The sequence below is a fragment of the Candidatus Nitrosocosmicus sp. R genome (assembly GCF_054408505.1).
On the sequence record NZ_CP167090.1, the window covers coordinates 1142293 to 1158149 of the forward strand.

18 protein-coding genes, 1 tRNA gene and 1 pseudogene are annotated in these 15857 nt (G+C 33.8%); 10 read left to right on the top strand and 10 right to left on the bottom strand.

Annotated features, from left to right (window positions below; genetic code table 11):
• Positions 1-58 precede the first annotated feature (58 nt).
• Positions 59-640 (top strand): hypothetical protein, encoded by a 582-nt coding sequence (locus tag AAGU22_RS05960; RefSeq protein ID WP_458721283.1) that lies wholly within the window; start codon positions 59-61, stop codon positions 638-640.
• A gap of 56 nt (positions 641-696) precedes the next feature.
• Complete coding sequence (locus AAGU22_RS05965) at positions 697-1026, top strand: hypothetical protein (protein WP_458721284.1); 330 nt, start codon at positions 697-699, stop codon at positions 1024-1026.
• A 22-nt stretch (positions 1027-1048) separates the two neighbouring features.
• Here the strand turns inward: AAGU22_RS05965 and AAGU22_RS05970 are convergent, their stop codons facing one another.
• A complete protein-coding gene (locus tag AAGU22_RS05970; RefSeq protein ID WP_196815762.1) occupies positions 1049-1711 on the bottom strand; it encodes a Snf7 family protein in 663 nt (220 codons plus the stop codon).
• A 111-nt stretch (positions 1712-1822) separates the two neighbouring features.
• Complete coding sequence (locus tag AAGU22_RS05975; RefSeq protein ID WP_458721285.1) at positions 1823-2779, bottom strand: asparagine synthase C-terminal domain-containing protein; 957 nt, start codon at positions 2777-2779, stop codon at positions 1823-1825.
• 56 nt (positions 2780-2835) lie between these two features.
• Here AAGU22_RS05975 and thrC point away from each other — a divergent pair.
• A pseudogene (thrC, locus tag AAGU22_RS05980) lies at positions 2836-4178 on the top strand (threonine synthase).
• Here the strand turns inward: thrC and AAGU22_RS05985 are convergent.
• On the bottom strand, positions 4171-5580 hold the full coding sequence (locus AAGU22_RS05985; RefSeq protein WP_458721286.1) for an anthranilate synthase component I family protein: 1410 nt from the start codon (positions 5578-5580) through the stop codon (positions 4171-4173). The pseudogene thrC and the gene AAGU22_RS05985 overlap by 8 nt on opposite strands.
• A gap of 13 nt (positions 5581-5593) precedes the next feature.
• The gene (locus AAGU22_RS05990) at positions 5594-6016 is read right to left on the bottom strand and encodes a DUF2203 family protein (RefSeq protein ID WP_458721287.1); all 423 of its coding nucleotides are present in this window, start codon (positions 6014-6016) and stop codon (positions 5594-5596) included.
• 110 nt (positions 6017-6126) lie between these two features.
• Here AAGU22_RS05990 and AAGU22_RS05995 point away from each other — a divergent pair, with 110 nt between their 5' ends.
• Positions 6127-7530: a glycerate kinase type-2 family protein gene (locus tag AAGU22_RS05995; protein WP_458721288.1), complete on the top strand. Its 1404-nt coding sequence runs from the start codon at positions 6127-6129 to the stop codon at positions 7528-7530.
• Between the two features lie 22 nt (positions 7531-7552).
• Here AAGU22_RS05995 and AAGU22_RS06000 read toward each other — a convergent pair whose 3' ends face one another.
• On the bottom strand, positions 7553-8005 hold the full coding sequence (locus AAGU22_RS06000; RefSeq protein ID WP_458721289.1) for a DNA-directed RNA polymerase subunit K: 453 nt from the start codon (positions 8003-8005) through the stop codon (positions 7553-7555).
• A 75-nt stretch (positions 8006-8080) separates the two neighbouring features.
• On the opposite strand from AAGU22_RS06000, the gene AAGU22_RS06005 reads away from it, so the two are divergent.
• Positions 8081-8476 carry a cyclophilin-like family protein gene (locus AAGU22_RS06005; protein ID WP_458721290.1) on the top strand — a complete coding sequence of 132 codons (396 nt, stop codon included), beginning with the start codon at positions 8081-8083 and terminating at the stop codon, positions 8474-8476.
• Between the two features lie 7 nt (positions 8477-8483).
• Here the strand turns inward: AAGU22_RS06005 and AAGU22_RS06010 are convergent, their stop codons facing one another.
• From AAGU22_RS06010 to AAGU22_RS06025, 4 genes are all read right to left on the bottom strand, one after another.
• Positions 8484-8801, bottom strand: coding sequence for a MarR family transcriptional regulator (locus AAGU22_RS06010; protein ID WP_458721291.1), 318 nt, complete (start codon positions 8799-8801; stop codon positions 8484-8486).
• A 32-nt stretch (positions 8802-8833) separates the two neighbouring features.
• Positions 8834-9895, bottom strand: coding sequence for a transcription initiation factor IIB (locus AAGU22_RS06015; protein WP_458721292.1), 1062 nt, complete (start codon positions 9893-9895; stop codon positions 8834-8836).
• A 9-nt stretch (positions 9896-9904) separates the two neighbouring features.
• Positions 9905-10246: an H/ACA ribonucleoprotein complex subunit GAR1 gene (locus AAGU22_RS06020; protein WP_458721293.1), complete on the bottom strand. Its 342-nt coding sequence runs from the start codon at positions 10244-10246 to the stop codon at positions 9905-9907.
• A gap of 46 nt (positions 10247-10292) precedes the next feature.
• A tRNA-Thr gene (locus tag AAGU22_RS06025) sits at positions 10293-10366 on the bottom strand.
• 77 nt (positions 10367-10443) lie between these two features.
• On the opposite strand from AAGU22_RS06025, the gene AAGU22_RS06030 reads away from it, so the two are divergent.
• The 3 genes from AAGU22_RS06030 to AAGU22_RS06040 all read left to right on the top strand — a co-directional run bounded on the left by AAGU22_RS06030 (position 10444) and on the right by AAGU22_RS06040 (position 13348).
• The gene (locus tag AAGU22_RS06030; RefSeq protein ID WP_458721294.1) at positions 10444-10731 is read left to right on the top strand and encodes a phosphoribosylformylglycinamidine synthase subunit PurS; all 288 of its coding nucleotides are present in this window, start codon (positions 10444-10446) and stop codon (positions 10729-10731) included.
• A 71-nt stretch (positions 10732-10802) separates the two neighbouring features.
• Positions 10803-11114, top strand: a complete 312-nt coding sequence (locus AAGU22_RS06035; RefSeq protein WP_458721295.1) for a signal recognition particle subunit SRP19/SEC65 family protein — start codon at positions 10803-10805, stop codon at positions 11112-11114.
• Between the two features lie 110 nt (positions 11115-11224).
• Positions 11225-13348: a beta-CASP ribonuclease aCPSF1 gene (locus AAGU22_RS06040; RefSeq protein ID WP_458721296.1), complete on the top strand. Its 2124-nt coding sequence runs from the start codon at positions 11225-11227 to the stop codon at positions 13346-13348.
• Positions 13349-13551: 203 nt separating this feature from the next.
• Here AAGU22_RS06040 and AAGU22_RS06045 read toward each other — a convergent pair whose 3' ends face one another.
• Positions 13552-13842 carry a UPF0147 family protein gene (locus tag AAGU22_RS06045; protein WP_196815775.1) on the bottom strand — a complete coding sequence of 97 codons (291 nt, stop codon included), beginning with the start codon at positions 13840-13842 and terminating at the stop codon, positions 13552-13554.
• Positions 13843-14247: 405 nt separating this feature from the next.
• On the opposite strand from AAGU22_RS06045, the gene AAGU22_RS06050 reads away from it, so the two are divergent.
• The gene (locus AAGU22_RS06050; RefSeq protein ID WP_458721297.1) at positions 14248-15030 is read left to right on the top strand and encodes a sulfite exporter TauE/SafE family protein; all 783 of its coding nucleotides are present in this window, start codon (positions 14248-14250) and stop codon (positions 15028-15030) included.
• 210 nt (positions 15031-15240) lie between these two features.
• Positions 15241-15855: a phosphoribosylglycinamide formyltransferase gene (purN, locus tag AAGU22_RS06055; protein WP_458721298.1), complete on the top strand. Its 615-nt coding sequence runs from the start codon at positions 15241-15243 to the stop codon at positions 15853-15855.
• The last annotated feature ends 2 nt before the right edge of the window (positions 15856-15857 follow it).

The window sequence follows — 15857 nt, forward strand, 5'->3', positions numbered from 1 at the left end:
AGTTGATTAATAAATTCCTTATCCTTATATTCTTGAAATATATATTGAAAGCCTATTAATGTACAGTGCTAACCTAATGGAGTTAAAGGAGTTATTATACTTAAAGATCGATCAACTTGGAATAGATTTTATTAAAACGAAAATTAAAGAAAACATTCTAAATTCAGATTACATAATCAAACAATTACTTAAAGAATGTATTAGTTCAAGAGGTGTTCAAAATTTATCTCATTCTGACTACATCTCCTTGGCTGAAGGTTTGATGCATTATTTACTTGCAATCACTATAACGCCATCACAAAGGAAAATTAGTATCAATCATACTGAAGTAAGCATTCTTGTTCCGGGTGCTAGAGATTTAAAAAATGGTGGTGAAAAAGTGATAATTATCCAATTTTTAAAAGGGGACGAGGTTGAATATGAGCAGACCATTAGTGAGTTGTTGAAAATGCAGCCAACTCGCGATAATATTTGGTTAGTCTCATACTGTCCTATAGTAACTAGGTATCCACTTAGGAATTTTGTAATCGATGGCGAGTCAATTGGAAACAAGGAGCTTGTGCAGCCCTTTTCAAAATTGATGATTGAAATAAATAACTTTCTCGATCGGATTAATTACACCGGTTTTCGAATTCTCTGAGTATGATTTCATGTTTCATAATTCGAGTTTTGAAATATAATGTTGGTAGAAAATTTATGAAGAAATACAAGATTGAATTTTACGCATTAAGATCTGAATACAATGAAATAAGAAGTTATTTTGAACAAATACCTCTTGATATTATAATATCTGGACTTCGATTTTCAAATAATAGGTACAAAGCAAAAGTGGGAGGTTACTTAAATCCGGGACGCAAGAGCCTAGTCAAAAAGGAAACGGCACTATTGACAAAAAAACAAGCCCGAGTTAGACTAAAAAACTGGAAGATCATGATAAAAAAATATCGGGAAAGAGGTTATAGCTATCCCACCATTTACCGGATAAAAATGAGGTTAAACGGTATTATCAATGATATAGATCCCTAAAATAGTAATAGCTGATTATTTGTCAATATAGAGAGTTACTCTCTGAGATTTTAGAATCTAATCCAGTATTTGGTAAATCAGGGAATTTATCCTTCATGTTTTGCTCGACGATGGCGCTTGCCTCTTCAATTATTTTCAAAGCATCTTCGCTTACAGCACTAGTGTTCCCATTTATATCAGAAGTTGTTGGTATTTGTCCAGAATCATTCATTATACCATTTAATATGTCGGTGATCTTTCCAAATGACTGTCCAGCTTCTGGTATCATTGAATTTAATCCACCTTGAATATTCTTTATTACTGACATAGCAGGGCTCAAAGTAACAACGACATCACCTAGCTCGGTAATAGTATTCAATCTGAGTTGAATTTGTTCCAACGCCAATTTTGCTGATGTAATCATCTTATTCATTTTCCTGATTTGTGATAATTCGTTAGATAGGATTTTAGCATATTGACTATCATGATTCTGCATTGCACTAATAATTCTCTTAAATATGATTTGATCTTTCTCGTCCATCTTTGCTGACATACTTTCCAATTTTGCAATCTGAGAGTGTAGCCTCTTTTGTGCCTCTTCTATTCTAGGCTTTAATGGTGAGGGAGGTTTTATGTTCTCTAATAGTTTCATACCTACATTACTTATCTCATTTTGTGGTTTGATCCATTTGTTGCTGAAAGACATTTACTTTTATACCCTCTCCCAATGTAAAATTTTGTATTTAAAGTTGTATTTTTCTCTATTCATGTAACCGAAGTGACAATATTCAGTGGTTACATTTCCCAAGGCTAAAATTTATACTGGATAAGCGCCACAAGTTTTGCAAAAACTCCCCTTCCAAGTAAATATAATGTTACAAAAAGGACATCTTTTAGATTTTTCAAGTTGATTACAGATTTGCTCGATCGGTGGGTCAAAAAATTTTCTATATATTTGATAATAAAACATATGCTCTTTAGTTGTAATTGTAACTCCTTCGGTTTTTGCCCTACTAGATCCTTCAAGAAATTCTGCACCGGTAATACTATTTTCTAAATACGGTATAATCTTATTAATCCCTGATCCACTTTCTAATGCTTCTTTCCTTCTCCAAGTAATCTCATCTCCCAACATTTCTCTAAAACAACTTCTTAAAAAAAATTTTCCATAAACCATGCTATTGTGTACAGCGATTTTTTCATTTACTGATAATGACTGACTAAACTTTATGATAGTATTATCAAGAAACGGGGTTGTTATTCCTAGATCGTATTTTTTTGAGAATATAATTGATACAAACTCCATATTTTGAACTATCTTATTTAATTTTGATTGCAAAATCTCTGGAGTCTTAAGGTATTTACCCAGAAAGTTATACCCACCGAAGAGTTCATCTGCCCCATCTCCTAGAATAATCATATTTGATTTAAGCCTTTTCGCCTCTTTAAATCCCAAAAGCTGAACTACACTATTTCTTAGGAATATCGGATCAAATGTCTTAAAGTCCCTTATCAGTTCACGCAGGTTTTCTAAGATTATTTTCATAGATGGCATTACAATGTGATGATTTAGGGCATATTTCTTTGCGATTAAGGTAGAATATAGATAATCGGAACAATTTTGATCGATAGATACAGTTATGGCTTCTCTCGGATGCATATAATTAAGAAGGATACTACTATCTAATCCTCCAGATAGTAATATAGACCCACCATGGGATTTCCTGCATACGTTTTGCAGAAGTTCTTGGAATTCTTTATATGAATTTAGCAAACATTAAGATATCGATTTTACGTTTATAAATCTAAATCGTTAAACCTTAAACCTGAATGGAATTTAGAGCAAAAAAAAAATGTATTAATCCATCCTGCGGGATAGAATATTCCATAGATAATGATATTTATCGTTGCTCTTGCGGCTTTCTTCTAGATATAAAATATCCAGATGTCCCTAATAGAGAATTGATCGAAGTATTTTATCAACGACGTAATTTTGGAGGGAATATTTTCAATGAAAGTGGTGTATGGCGATATAGAGAATTATTAAATTTTGTTGACGTTGACACTGAGAGCGTGCAAGATTGCTCCAAATTATTAGTATCACTGGATGGTTCAGAAGGTAGATCTTCAAGGCCATACCAAATGAGTAAGGTTGCAAAGTACGTCAATTTACCCAATAACAATTTATTCCTTCAACCTGAGGGTTATAACCCGAGTGGGTCCTTCAAGGATAATGGAATGGCTGCTGCAGTCACACACGCAAAGTTATTGAGTGTCAAAAAAATAGTTTGTGCCTCTACTGGAAATACTTCGGCATCTGCTGCAATGTATGCCTCAAATGAAGGATTTGATTGTGATGTTTACATCCCCCGAGGTGAAATAGCTCCCGGTAAGCTTGGTCAAGCCTTTCAATTTGGCGCTCAAGTACTTCAAGTGGATGGTAATTTTGATGATGCTCTAACACTATCTTTAGAGATAGCCTCGAAAGAAGGTGGATATACCGTAAACTCTTTGAATCCATTTAGAATTGAAGGTCAAAAAACCATAATTTATCGGATAATGGAATATCTTGATTGGAACCCGCCTGACTGGATCGTATACCCTGGAGGTGCTCTAGGTAATATATCCAGTTGTGGAAAGGCGCTCATTGATACGAATGGGGTTGGATAAAGAAGATACCTCGCGTTTTGGTCTTAAATGCTGCAGGAGCAAATACTTTTTATCAACTAGTAAATGGGTTGTTTGAGGATACCAAACTAAAATGGAATGCCGGAAAAGTTAATACTGATCTAATTGACCGATTCTATCAAAAACAGCAAGAAAGGAATATTATACCTAAGACACAAGCAACAGCAATTCAGATCGGAAAGCCCGCTAACATAGTTAAAGCATTGAGAACAATCGAGTTTACCAATGGCATTGTAGAACAGGTTCAGGATATAGATATGATGGATGGAATGACAATAGTGGGGTTGAATGGATTTGATTGTGAAATGGCATCAGGATCTGTGCCTGCAGGAATAATGAAGTTACGCGAAAAAGAATTTATAAAAAAAGATGAGATTGTTGTAGGGGTATTAACAGGCAGGCAAAAGGATCCATCAATTGCAATTCAATATCATTTGCTCAAATCAAATACATATGCCAGACCACCTCGCGAATTGATTAATTGAGATCTTGGTATCGATTTTTTTCAAATGCCTTTAATGCTGAGAGGATAGCATGGGATTTATCTTCAGTTTCTTGATATTCTTTATCGGGTACCGAATCTATTACGATTCCCGCACCAGACTGCGTAAATGCGTTCTTTTTATTAAAAAAGATCGACCTTATGGTTATAGCAAAATCGCATGATTGATTGAAGGAAAAATAGCCAACAGCTCCAGCATACGGTCCTCTACATTCTGGTTCCAGATCATTTATGATTTCCATTGCTCTAATTTTGGGAGCTCCTGAAATTGTACCCGCTGGAAATACAGCTCTAAATGCATCAAATGAATCATATTTTTTATGTAGGATGCCCTCTACATGAGATACTATATGTTGGATGTGACTAAATTTTTTTACTTTCATTAATTCTGAGGTAATAACCGATCCAAATTGACAAACTTTTCCCAGATCATTTCTCGCTAAATCCACCAGCATAGTGTGTTCGGCAATTTCTTTCTGATCTTTTAACAATTCTCTTCGAAGGAGTTCTGTAACTTCTTTATCCAAAAATACCGGTCTTGAGCCAGCAATGGGATAAGTTTCCACCAGATCCCCCGTTATCCGTAGCAACATTTCAGGGCTGGATCCAAGTAAAATCCTATGACCCGTTTTATAATAAAACATATAAGGAGATGGATTGATCTTCCTGAGTTCCTCATACATTTGTAGATGGTCTCCAGTAAAATTGAATTTTATCTTCTTTGACAATACTGTTTGAAAAATATCCCCAGCAGATAGGTGATCCTTGATCTGATTCACTTTGTTTTCAAATGCCTTCTTTTTCATACTTCTCTTTGGCAGTGAAAATGTTGAGTTATCTTTTCTTGATATTTTAGTTTTGCTTTTCATAATCTTTTTAATAGTATCAATTCTTGATTTATCATAAAAAAAATATTCAAGTCTCTTTTTCATATGATTGTACACTAAACCATCTTCAAAAAACCCAAATTCAAGAAGAGGGAATGATGTCTTACTTTTGACATTTATTTTCTCCCAATATTTTATTGCCTCATAGCAAAAATAACCCACCAGCCCTCCAACATATCTATAATCTTTATTGTTGATTATAGGAAAACAATTTTTGAGTGTTTCGAGAGGATCTGTGATCGAAATTTTCCTTAGAATCCTATCATTTTTATATACCCATAACGTATTATTGTCGCATTTAATTTTATATTTAGGACCAAAACCCATAATAGAAGATTCTACCAATTCCTGAGGTCCTTCTAATGATTCAAAAATAAATATGTCAGTGAACTCATGACTTATTCTCTTGAATATGTCAAATGGATGCATATTTGTTTCCAAATTAACAAAAGTTGGTTCAATATCAATCTTGAAGAGTCTGTCTAAATCATTTGACACAAAAAATCCCTATCTAACGTAAGTCTGCTAAATCGTCATTATTAAAAGTGCCCTTAATTGAAAGTGGTTTTCTACCCATAAATCCTTCATTTTTACCATGCCAAAATTTAATTTTATCCTCACCTATTTTCCAGCATAACCATACTTCCTCGTTAAAACGTTTTGAAGGGAAATCTAAAAGACCTTCATCAAAACTCTTAATCAAAATACCCAATCCTTCGAGGTCCTCGATATCTCTATACATTTCAGTTATTGCCCTATTAACTTGACTTTTCTTTATGAAAAATGACTCGTGTGACAATTCTTGATTTACCACTGAATTTAGTTCAGCCTGAAGATCCATTATGCTATTTCTCTGCATCAAAATATTAGCAAACTTAACCTTTATTTCTGGTAGTATCCTGTTAGCTTTGACCGGAGTGAAGAAATTAAACATGAAGATGAGTTAAGTCAATAAATATTTATTTTTATTTATTAATCTAGTATTGATCACTTCGATACAGGAACAATTATGAATTAATATTACAATTACTCAACTGAATTGAAATGAGTAAAATTAAAAACAAAAATACCATTGTTAGATATCATAATTGTAAATCATTAAGTGATTCCTTAAGGGCTTTGGATTATGCTTTCAAAAATTCTGATCCTGAAAGGCTCGTTAGCGAATCTATTCAATTAGGTTCAAATATGCAAATTACGGATATAAATAATAAAATACACAAATTTGACCTCCCTGATACAGCATCGACTTTGGTTGTTAGTGTAGGCAAAGCGTCTGAAAAAATGCTTGGTGGATTCTTTGATAAAATGAGGGATAGAATTAAGAAAACTATATTGATATCCCCTGTCGGATATGTACTTGAAAAAAATAATTTTGAATTATTGAATAGTTCAACAGTAATTCAATCATCTCACCCAATTCCAAATGTCCAAAGCACCTTGGCTGCTAGAAAAGTAGTTGAGGAATTACAAAATAGAAAAGGTATACAATTAATAGTCTTTTTAATATCTGGAGGTTCATCTTCTCTAATGGTATCCCCTATTGAGGGGATTAACCTTATGGACAAGAAAATTATTAATAAATTGCTTATAACCTCAGGTGCTAATATAAGAGAGATAAATATAGTTAGAAAGCATCTTTCAAGAATCAAGGGTGGTAAAATATTACTACGAATTGATCCTAATACTCCTGTCATCAGTTTGATTCTCTCTGACGTAGTCGGTGATCATCTCGATACCATAGGGTCAGGATTAACATCATCAGATAGAACTACATTTAAACAGGCGCTTTCTATTTTGAATAACTATTTCATCTTAGATCGCAAATCCGAATCTATTAGAAAGATAAAAGTCGTGTTAGAATCAGGGATTAGGTCTGAAATACCAGAAACCTTGAAACCAAAAGAGTTTCGTTCAAGGAACGTTACTAACATCATTATCGGAAACAATTCAAATTTTTGTCGACTAATTCAGGAATGTTTTAAAAATCAAGGTTATTCCACAAATTATATGGGATCTAACTATGGAATTCCTATGAATGATTTCATTAAGATTGCATCCAAGATAATTAATACTAAATACGAGCCGAAAACATGTATCATTTTGGGTGGAGAAGTCACCAATACGTTACCAAGCCGTAAGATTGGAATAGGGGGTAGAAATCAAGAAGCAATTTGTCACATGCTGCAAGTAATTAGGAAATGCGACCTTCTTGATTTTTCCTTTATTTGCATAGGCACTGATGGTATTGATGGAAACTCTTCTTCAGCAGGCGGCTTCATCACCCCAAAGACTATCGAACTGTTGAAAGGTAAAAAATTAGATGTTAATTACTATCTTAGAACAAGCAACTCTAATGTATTACTCACAAAATTACGTTCAAATATAGACACTGGCTATACAGGTGCAAATTTCAATGACGTTTATCTATTCGTCCGAAATAATTAATTATGGTTTCTATTATCCTTGCCTAAATGGTCCATTCTATGGGAATATCTTGATATATTCCATTCGGAAGTATTCTCCTTATAGAAATTGGCAAAGTTTTCTTTTCCAATTCGTATTTAGCTATCAGGATAGTATCTGTAAATTCTGGTGGTATCTTTGTTAGAATGGGTGCCCCCAATGACAATTGCAATGAACGGGCACCTGTAATCCTAGCTTTTTCAAATCTAGTTAACCGAACAGGGCCAATTAGGATTTCATTATTCTTAGATGGAATCTCTTTTAGTCTAAATTCTACATCAGCGTCATAAGTTTTGTATACTATTACTACGCTTGGCTCTTTTCCCTCCACTTCACTTCGTTTATTATCTGAACCTTCTAATTGCAAATTATCTTTTCCACCGTCATCAATTTTATCCATATCCAAATCATCATCCTTCACCGTACTTGACTTCTTTTTTGCTCGCTTGACAGCCACTACTAAAAAAAAAGATCAATATATATAATTAAATGTTGCTGAAAGTTCATATTTATAAATCTTTTATTGATATCTGTGTCATCAGAGTTTCAAAGTGTTTCAACAATACCAATAATAATAGAGTTAAATCAGGCATTTCAATTAAAAGGTGAATTCAAAAGACATCTTTCACCCTTAACTATAAAGAAACTGCTTAGTGCATTCCCCATATCTGGTCGAATTAATAGCTATGATGGTAAATTTGTTTATGTACAGGTGGATCTCCAGCTAGGATCTGAAAAACCCATCAACATTTTCAAAAAAGGTGATTTGGCATTTTCTCCATTAGGAAATTTCCTTTGTATTTTATTAGATGATGCTATATTAAATCAAAAACTGAATTTATTGGGGAGGGTTACCTCAGATAATGTCGATATATTAGGATCTTTTAAAGTGGGAGATTATCTGAGCCTTAAAAAGTCCATGAATTAAAAATTGACTACTTTAACTTTTGATATATCCTATGTCCGCTGTAGCCCCCTATTGATTTTATGATGCTCTTGCCCTCTAAATTTTTCAAGAAATTATTAGCAACCGAAATTTTCACACCTAATGCCCTTGCGAATGAATGAGCTGTGATAGCTTTCATCGAGTCTAGTGTCTTTAATCCCTGAGATTCTTCAATCAATACCGAGAGTTTTTGTTTCTGCTGAGTTTTAGAAGCTGGCGTCTTTTTTATCTCCTCTTTTTTACCTCCTTTATTCTCTTGAGATTTGGAAGCATTCGACTGGCTTGGCTTTTTCTTATTTCCGCCCATTGTTAAACAAAATTTCTATATACGCAGAATATTTATATCTTTAAGATTGGCTTTACTTTGAGTGTTATTCTGAAACATGTGAGAATATCCTTGCATCTATTACGTATAGTTACTTCTGTTACTCCAGCTAATCGAGAGATATCCATCTGTAATATATTAATTCCAAGAAGAACCGATGCGAGATATAGATATGCTGCTGCAATACCGTTTGGAGATTTGCCATCTGAAAGAAGATGATTTTCCGTTTTTTTCGCTATCTCAATGGCCAGACGCTCAATTTTAACATCAAATTTTGCTGTGTTAGCTAATTTAGAAATGTACTGATTGATGTTGATTGATTGCATGTTTAATATCGTAAAGCTCTGCTTGTTTTTATTTCCGGCCCTTGGATCTTGCTGCATAAAAACAGTAATTTTGTTTTGGGCTTGAATTGTCCAATCGGTATCATCGTTTTCGCAAATCAATACCATCGAACGATAGTATTTCGAAGCCAATTTCAAATTTTCGTTTGCATCTTCGGTGTTACCATTATGTTGTACTATCTCGTTAAGAGATCTAAGGACTTTACAAATTTTGCATGCATAATAAATAGCAGCTGCAGCCATGGATGCTGAAGATTTTCCCTTGGTATCGTTTCTATTTTCATAATTTCTGTAAATTAATGCCGCTGTTTCACATACAACTTTAGGAAACGACATGAGCGAACAAGTCTCATTAATCTTTGATAACACATTTGAAAGTCTCCTGTCTTTGGAATTTGAGATCCTTATTATATTGTTCCATTTCCTAAGATTGACAACTGACTTTCTGATATCATCATTGAAATGTCGGCCCGAATAGTCTTTGCATTGGTTATCAATCTCAGTATGAAGACCGTAATCATGGTACGCAATACTGTTTACACCACTAGCTCTCAAATTATTCGATTTATGTCCGGGGTCGCTAATATAAGCATCTGGACCTTGATATTCTAAATTTTCTTCAACCACATAGCCACATATACTGCATACAAATTCACCTTTTACTGTATCTTGCACCAGGTTTGCATGACATTCAGGGCATTCATTCAATAGATCTATATCATTCGAAACCATTTATGTCACCTATTTCTTATTGTTCTTAATTTTCTTCTTATTTTTAGATTTGAAATAAAAATCTTTTTTTCCTGTAATGGGAAAATACACTTTCAAACCTGCCATCTTACTCTTGGCTTGAACAAAGGGAATTATCGAGGCATAGGGGGAGTTCACTGACCCAATTAATTCAGCAATCTTGCCTACCCTCTTATCTTTATTATCTAATACTATCAACCCAGATTTCACATGTGCACCATTATTCTCTACTCTTACTATCAAGCGACCGCTCTTAGAAAAATGAAGTATTTCTCCCAGCAATTCCATAGTCAAAATTCGATAATCATTATTACTTACATATTCTTCTGTCAATTAAAGCTATCAAATCTATCAATTATTATTATTTAGTCATGCATATAGGTCATGACGGGATTTGAACCCGCGACCTAAGGTTTACAAAACCTTCGCTCTGCCAGGCTGAGCTACATGACCATGATTTTATTATCAATTAAATTCTGTAATTAAAAGCTTTTGTATATATAGTGACCTCTTTTTTTAAAGATGTGTATATGACTGAAGTCAATAAGAAGAAAATATTTACCGTTAACGTGAGCATCGAAAACAAACCATTTCTCAATGATCCTGAAGGGGAAACAGTGCTCAACGATCTTATTCTCAAAGAGGACTATTCCGATATAGTTTCAGTCAGATCAGCTAAATCCCTGCGTATCAAAATCTTATCCGAGACTGAGACCGAAGCATTATTCAAAGTAAAGAAAATGTGTGATGATCTGCGAATTTACAATCCCATTGTTAGTAATTGCGAACTTTCGATTAAGGAAATCCAAAATAAATAATTATTTTTGCATTAATTAATTAATATAATAAAACTTAAAGGTTAGTAAGAACTTTTTTTATAGCAAGGCATTTGAAGGATTATGAAAATGTTATCATCTGGGTGGACTATTATAATAAAAACTTATCTAGGGGAAAAGGTAGACGGATATCAAAATCGATGGCGGTCTACGATCCGATGATAACGGAGTTGGTTGCCGCCGCAGAATCATTGGGATATCAAGTCGAAAAAGATCAGATTAATGATGGTGCAAGGTTTCCTAAAAGACCACACATCAAATCAGGGTATATTATGATATCTAAGAATGAATTACTGAAGAATAAGATATTAAAGGATATTGCTGAAAAAATAGTTCTAAATAGGACAAAATCAAAAGGCAGGTAGCTTCAAACTATTAGCAAATACATATTAAAAACATAAATAATCAATAGTAGATAGAAAATACGTCTGATTTTTTACGACATGTTAAATAAATTAAGGAAATATATAATAAATTGACCCATGAAAAAACTGAAAAATTCACTTTACGTGAAAGATCAATAGCCTTGAAAGAACCCAATGCAGTCATAAAAGGCGATAAAAGTAGTTCGCCATTATCATCTCCAATAAATTTTGAAGAAAAATTGGAATCTCAAGTAATGCAATCTATTCCAAAAGAGGCTCAGATAACAATAGTTAGGTGTGAATCCGCCAATATTGCCCTTTATACTAAGAATCCGTCATTCGCGTTAACAGAATTAACTCTTCACCTGTCAGCCCTTTCAAAATCAATGAAGAAAAGATTCATAATTAGAACAGACCCATCTATAAGACTTTCAGAGGATGATGCTCGTTATGCCATTAATAAAATATTGCCAAAGGAAATTCTGATAACTGTACTCTTTTGTGATGAAGCTACAGGCGAGGTCATTTTAGAAGTAAACAATCCAGAGGGGATAACTTCAGAAATTTTTTTGCAAATTGCGAAGGAAACAGGCTGGATTGCACATACAAGGCGGTCTCCTCATATCCCTTCAAATAGCATAAAAAATATACATTCCATACTGAAAAATTCCTCCAAAGAACGCATTACCTTTTATCAAAGTTTAGGGAAAAGAATTTTTAGACCTCCTTTGTTGTCCAATTCTTTACTATATAATGGTGATACCAATGATGATATGAGGTTAACCTCTAATAATCACAACTCTAGATATTTATCAAGAAAATCGGTTGATGAAGGGGCAACATATCAATACAGTAATCTAAAAGAGGTCACAATTTACTGCTTAGGTGGTGTTAAACAAGTAGGACGATCATGTTTTGTCGTTGTGACTCCAGAGAGTAAAATAATGCTTGATTGTGGTATTAATCCGGGAGAAAACATAAACTATAATGCCTATCCTAGACTAGATTGGTTTAATTTCAATTTAGAAGAATTAGATGCAGTTGTAATTAGTCATGCCCATATAGATCATCAAGGATTCTTACCGGCAATATTCAAGTATGGTTACAATGGTCCGATCTATTGTACTGAACCCACTTTACCTTTGATGACGCTCTTGCAAATGGATTCGGTAAAGATTGCACAGAGCAATGGCTCGTATTTGCCTTATGAAATCAGAGACGTCAATGAGGTAATCAAACATTGTATTCCTCTTCCTTATGGAAAACCGACTGATATATCTCCAGATGTTACAATAACTTTAAATAACGCGGGACACATAATGGGTAGCGCAACAGTCCATATAAATATTTCAGGGGCTCATAATATCCTATACACGGGTGATTATAAATACGCAAAAACGCAATTACTTGATGGAGCTTTGGCTAATTATCCACGAGTTGAGACTATTATCACTGAGAGTACCTATGGTGCAAGTTCAGATTTAATGCCCGATCAATCTGTTGTTTATAATACATTTACGGACAGTATCAATCATACATTAATGAGTGGTGGCAAGGTGCTTATACCTGTCCCTGCTGTAGGTAGGGCCCAGGAAATAATGTTAGTCCTAGATAAAGAGATGCGAGAAGGTCGATTGGTGGAATCTCCAATATTCATTGAAGGGATGATATCGGAGGCAAGTGCCATCCATATGTCTTACGCCCACTATCTGGGATATGAAGTGAGAAAATCTGTATCCGAAGGTATTAATCCATTTTTATCTTCTTACTTTACGGTAATCAATGGAATTGGCAAAAGAGAAGAAGTTTTTAACGATGATTCTCCTTCAATTATCATGGCAACTTCCGGAATGTTAGAAGGAGGACCGTCGGTTGAATATTTTAAGCAAATTTCTCCTAATCCTAAAAACAAAATAATTTTCGTGTCTTACCAAATAAACGGCACCCTTGGACGTAGGGTGCTGGACGGTACTATATCTGAAGCTAGCATGATAGATAAGAATGGCAAGGTTAAAGTAATTCCAGTTAGATGCTCCAAACAAAAAATTGACGGTTTTAGTGGTCACAGCGATTTTAATCAAATTCTAAACTTTGTTTCAAAAGTGAGACCCAAAAGGGTTTTGGTTAATCATGGGGAAAAATCTAAATCAGAGAATATTGCAAGTGTAATTTACTCCAGGATGAAAATAAGGTCTAGTGTCCCTGATAATAGGGAAATCATAAAGCTAAGGTAAATTGCGATAGGTTTTTTCGTATGTATGATGTTCATAATGTTGAACTGATTTGGCCATAAGATATAGATGTATTAATTGTAATATTGTGTTGAGCGGAGAGGGTGCCTCACGACATTATTTAGCAAATCCTAATCATAAATTAGAAAAATTACCACCACCACCTAAACCTGGCAAGCCGACTACTTAAAAATCTGTAAGAGTAATTATTCTCTTATACTTTCTAACGCTGATACAACTTGCCATAGGCTCGTCCTGATATGTGATTGCATTTGAGGGTTTTGGGTGACACCGTCTAACATACTAATAGCATTAGCAGCTCGCACTGATATACTTCCTCCTTTCTCATCCTTAAGAATAGCCAAGACCTCCCTTATCATATTCCTAATATTTCTTTGAATGTTTACGTTTTTTATTAGAGAATCTAATGTTGATATCGCATTATTTAGTCTCTCAATATTTTCTTTTTGTTTTAATTCTTTCTTTGTAACTGTCAATTTGAATCACACAAGTTAAATTTTACCTATTTCATATTAATAGCTTTATTTGTATGATCACATAATATCATGAGGTGAAAAATTTTAATATGAATCTCATCAATAGTCCATGTTTGAAAATGGGACTAATCGATGAATAGGACACTTATGATTATAATATTTTGGATTTTAGGGTTTATCGGAGGAATTTCCATTTATTCAATTTTACCATCAATATTAAATTTTTTTAATTCTTTCATACCTAATCTATTTTCCAAATATTTCTTAGAAGCCTTGATCGCAGGAATAATAGGGTCAGGGTTAAGCACCATCGCGGTACTCTATTGGGCTAACAAATCCTCTAAAGAAGAATTTTGACAAAATGATCTTCATTATATAGCCGCAAATAAGTTATTACCTGTATACATGGTCATTGATGTTCTAGTTGCTTTTATGGTTTCTCTAGCTGCAGGTCTAATTGGTTCAATGGTCGGCATAGGTGGTGGCATAATAAATGCCCCTTATCTTAGTTATCTTAATTATAACCCATCTCAAATTTCTTCAACCAGTCTTATTGCAGTTTTTTTTACGAGTATATCTTCTTCATATCAGTATATTAGGAAAGGGTTGACCGAAAAAAAGATCGGAATGATCTTGGCCATATCATCTGTTCCTGGAACATTCATTGGTGTTTACATTTCAAATTCCTTTACTTTGAATGAGTTTCGATACTATTTCGCGCTTATTTTAATGGCTACCTCTCTCTATTTGTTATTTCGATCAAAAATTTTAGGCCAAGAAAAAAAAATACCGAATTTTTTTCAAAAGGAAAACAATTGGAAATACTCTAGATTATTGATCTTAGTTATTTTTTCTTTCGTGGCGGGTACTTTGTCTAGTAGTTTTGGTATTGGAGGTGGTATCATTTTTGTTCCCTGTTTGATTATTCTTTTAGGCTTTACAATGAAAAAGGCTTCTGCTACTTCGCAATTCGCTCTCATATTTACGTCTCTTTCAGGCTTGACATTGTTTATCATTGACGGAAAACCGAACTTCTACATGGGATTCATTCTATCTGTTGGGTCGATCATTGGTGGTACCTTAGGCAGCATGCTAACCGGTAGAATGAAATCCGATTTATTACTAAAAATATTTAGTATCTTATTGCTGGTTGTGTCTTTTAAATTGATTTATGACGGATCAGGTTAATCTGACTGAAAGTTTCAACTTGAAGTTAATAAAATCTCGTGAATAAAATGTAGAAGTGGTTTAAATGTCAAGCTGGTCCCTGCAATAATCGTGCATAGATCTTGCTTTTCTTGATTAAAGGGGGGTATTCATTCACTAAGGACATGTGATTACTTACCAATTAATCAACTATTTAATAAATACTAATTTTAATACTAAATGTTTGTTGAATTGATAAATTTAGCTATAATGATATCTGGTCGTGGAAGTAATATGAAAGCTATTCTTGAATCAATTAAGAATGGGGAGGTTGAAGGAATTGATAATATATTAGTTATTTCAAATAAACCGGATGCATTGGGTTTAGAAATTGCCAAAAAAGAATATGGAGTTATGACAACTACTGTATCATCAAACAAAAATGATGAGTCATTTGAAAGCCGATTATATAATGAGTTAAAAAAAAATAATATTGGTCCTCATAGCGGACTAATTTGTCTTGCTGGATTCATGAAGATTTTGAGTCCGTCCTTTGTGGAATTGTACAAGCAAAGGATAATTAATGTGCATCCATCTTTGCTTCCATCATTTAAAGGTCTACATGCACAAAAACAAGCATTATTGGCTGGAGTTAAGATTACAGGTTGCACTGTTCATTTTGTAGACAATAGTGTGGATAGTGGACCGATAATCTTACAATATCCTGTTCCAGTATTTGATAACGATGATGAATTGACACTATCAGAACGAATACTTGTCAAAGAGCACGAAATATATGTCAGGGCCATAAAGTTGCTTACCCAAAAACAAATTTCAGTTGTTGATAACCGCGTTATTCAAATTTAAAT

What these genes read in the sequence shown, in the direction of transcription:
- AAGU22_RS05960 (WP_458721283.1), top strand. Translation starts at nt 59, where the DNA reads ATGTACAGTGCTAACCTAATGGAGTTAAAGGAGTTATTATACTTAAAG.
- AAGU22_RS05965 (WP_458721284.1), top strand. Translation starts at nt 697, where the DNA reads ATGAAGAAATACAAGATTGAATTTTACGCATTAAGATCTGAATACAAT.
- AAGU22_RS05970 (WP_196815762.1), bottom strand. Translation starts at nt 1,711, where the DNA reads ATGTCTTTCAGCAACAAATGGATCAAACCACAAAATGAGATAAGTAAT.
- AAGU22_RS05990 (WP_458721287.1), bottom strand. Translation starts at nt 6,016, where the DNA reads ATGTTTAATTTCTTCACTCCGGTCAAAGCTAACAGGATACTACCAGAA.
- AAGU22_RS05995 (WP_458721288.1), top strand. Translation starts at nt 6,127, where the DNA reads ATGAGTAAAATTAAAAACAAAAATACCATTGTTAGATATCATAATTGT.
- AAGU22_RS06010 (WP_458721291.1), bottom strand. Translation starts at nt 8,801, where the DNA reads ATGGGCGGAAATAAGAAAAAGCCAAGCCAGTCGAATGCTTCCAAATCT.
- AAGU22_RS06015 (WP_458721292.1), bottom strand. Translation starts at nt 9,895, where the DNA reads ATGGTTTCGAATGATATAGATCTATTGAATGAATGCCCTGAATGTCAT.
- AAGU22_RS06030 (WP_458721294.1), top strand. Translation starts at nt 10,444, where the DNA reads ATGACTGAAGTCAATAAGAAGAAAATATTTACCGTTAACGTGAGCATC.
- AAGU22_RS06050 (WP_458721297.1), top strand. Translation starts at nt 14,248, where the DNA reads ATGGTCATTGATGTTCTAGTTGCTTTTATGGTTTCTCTAGCTGCAGGT.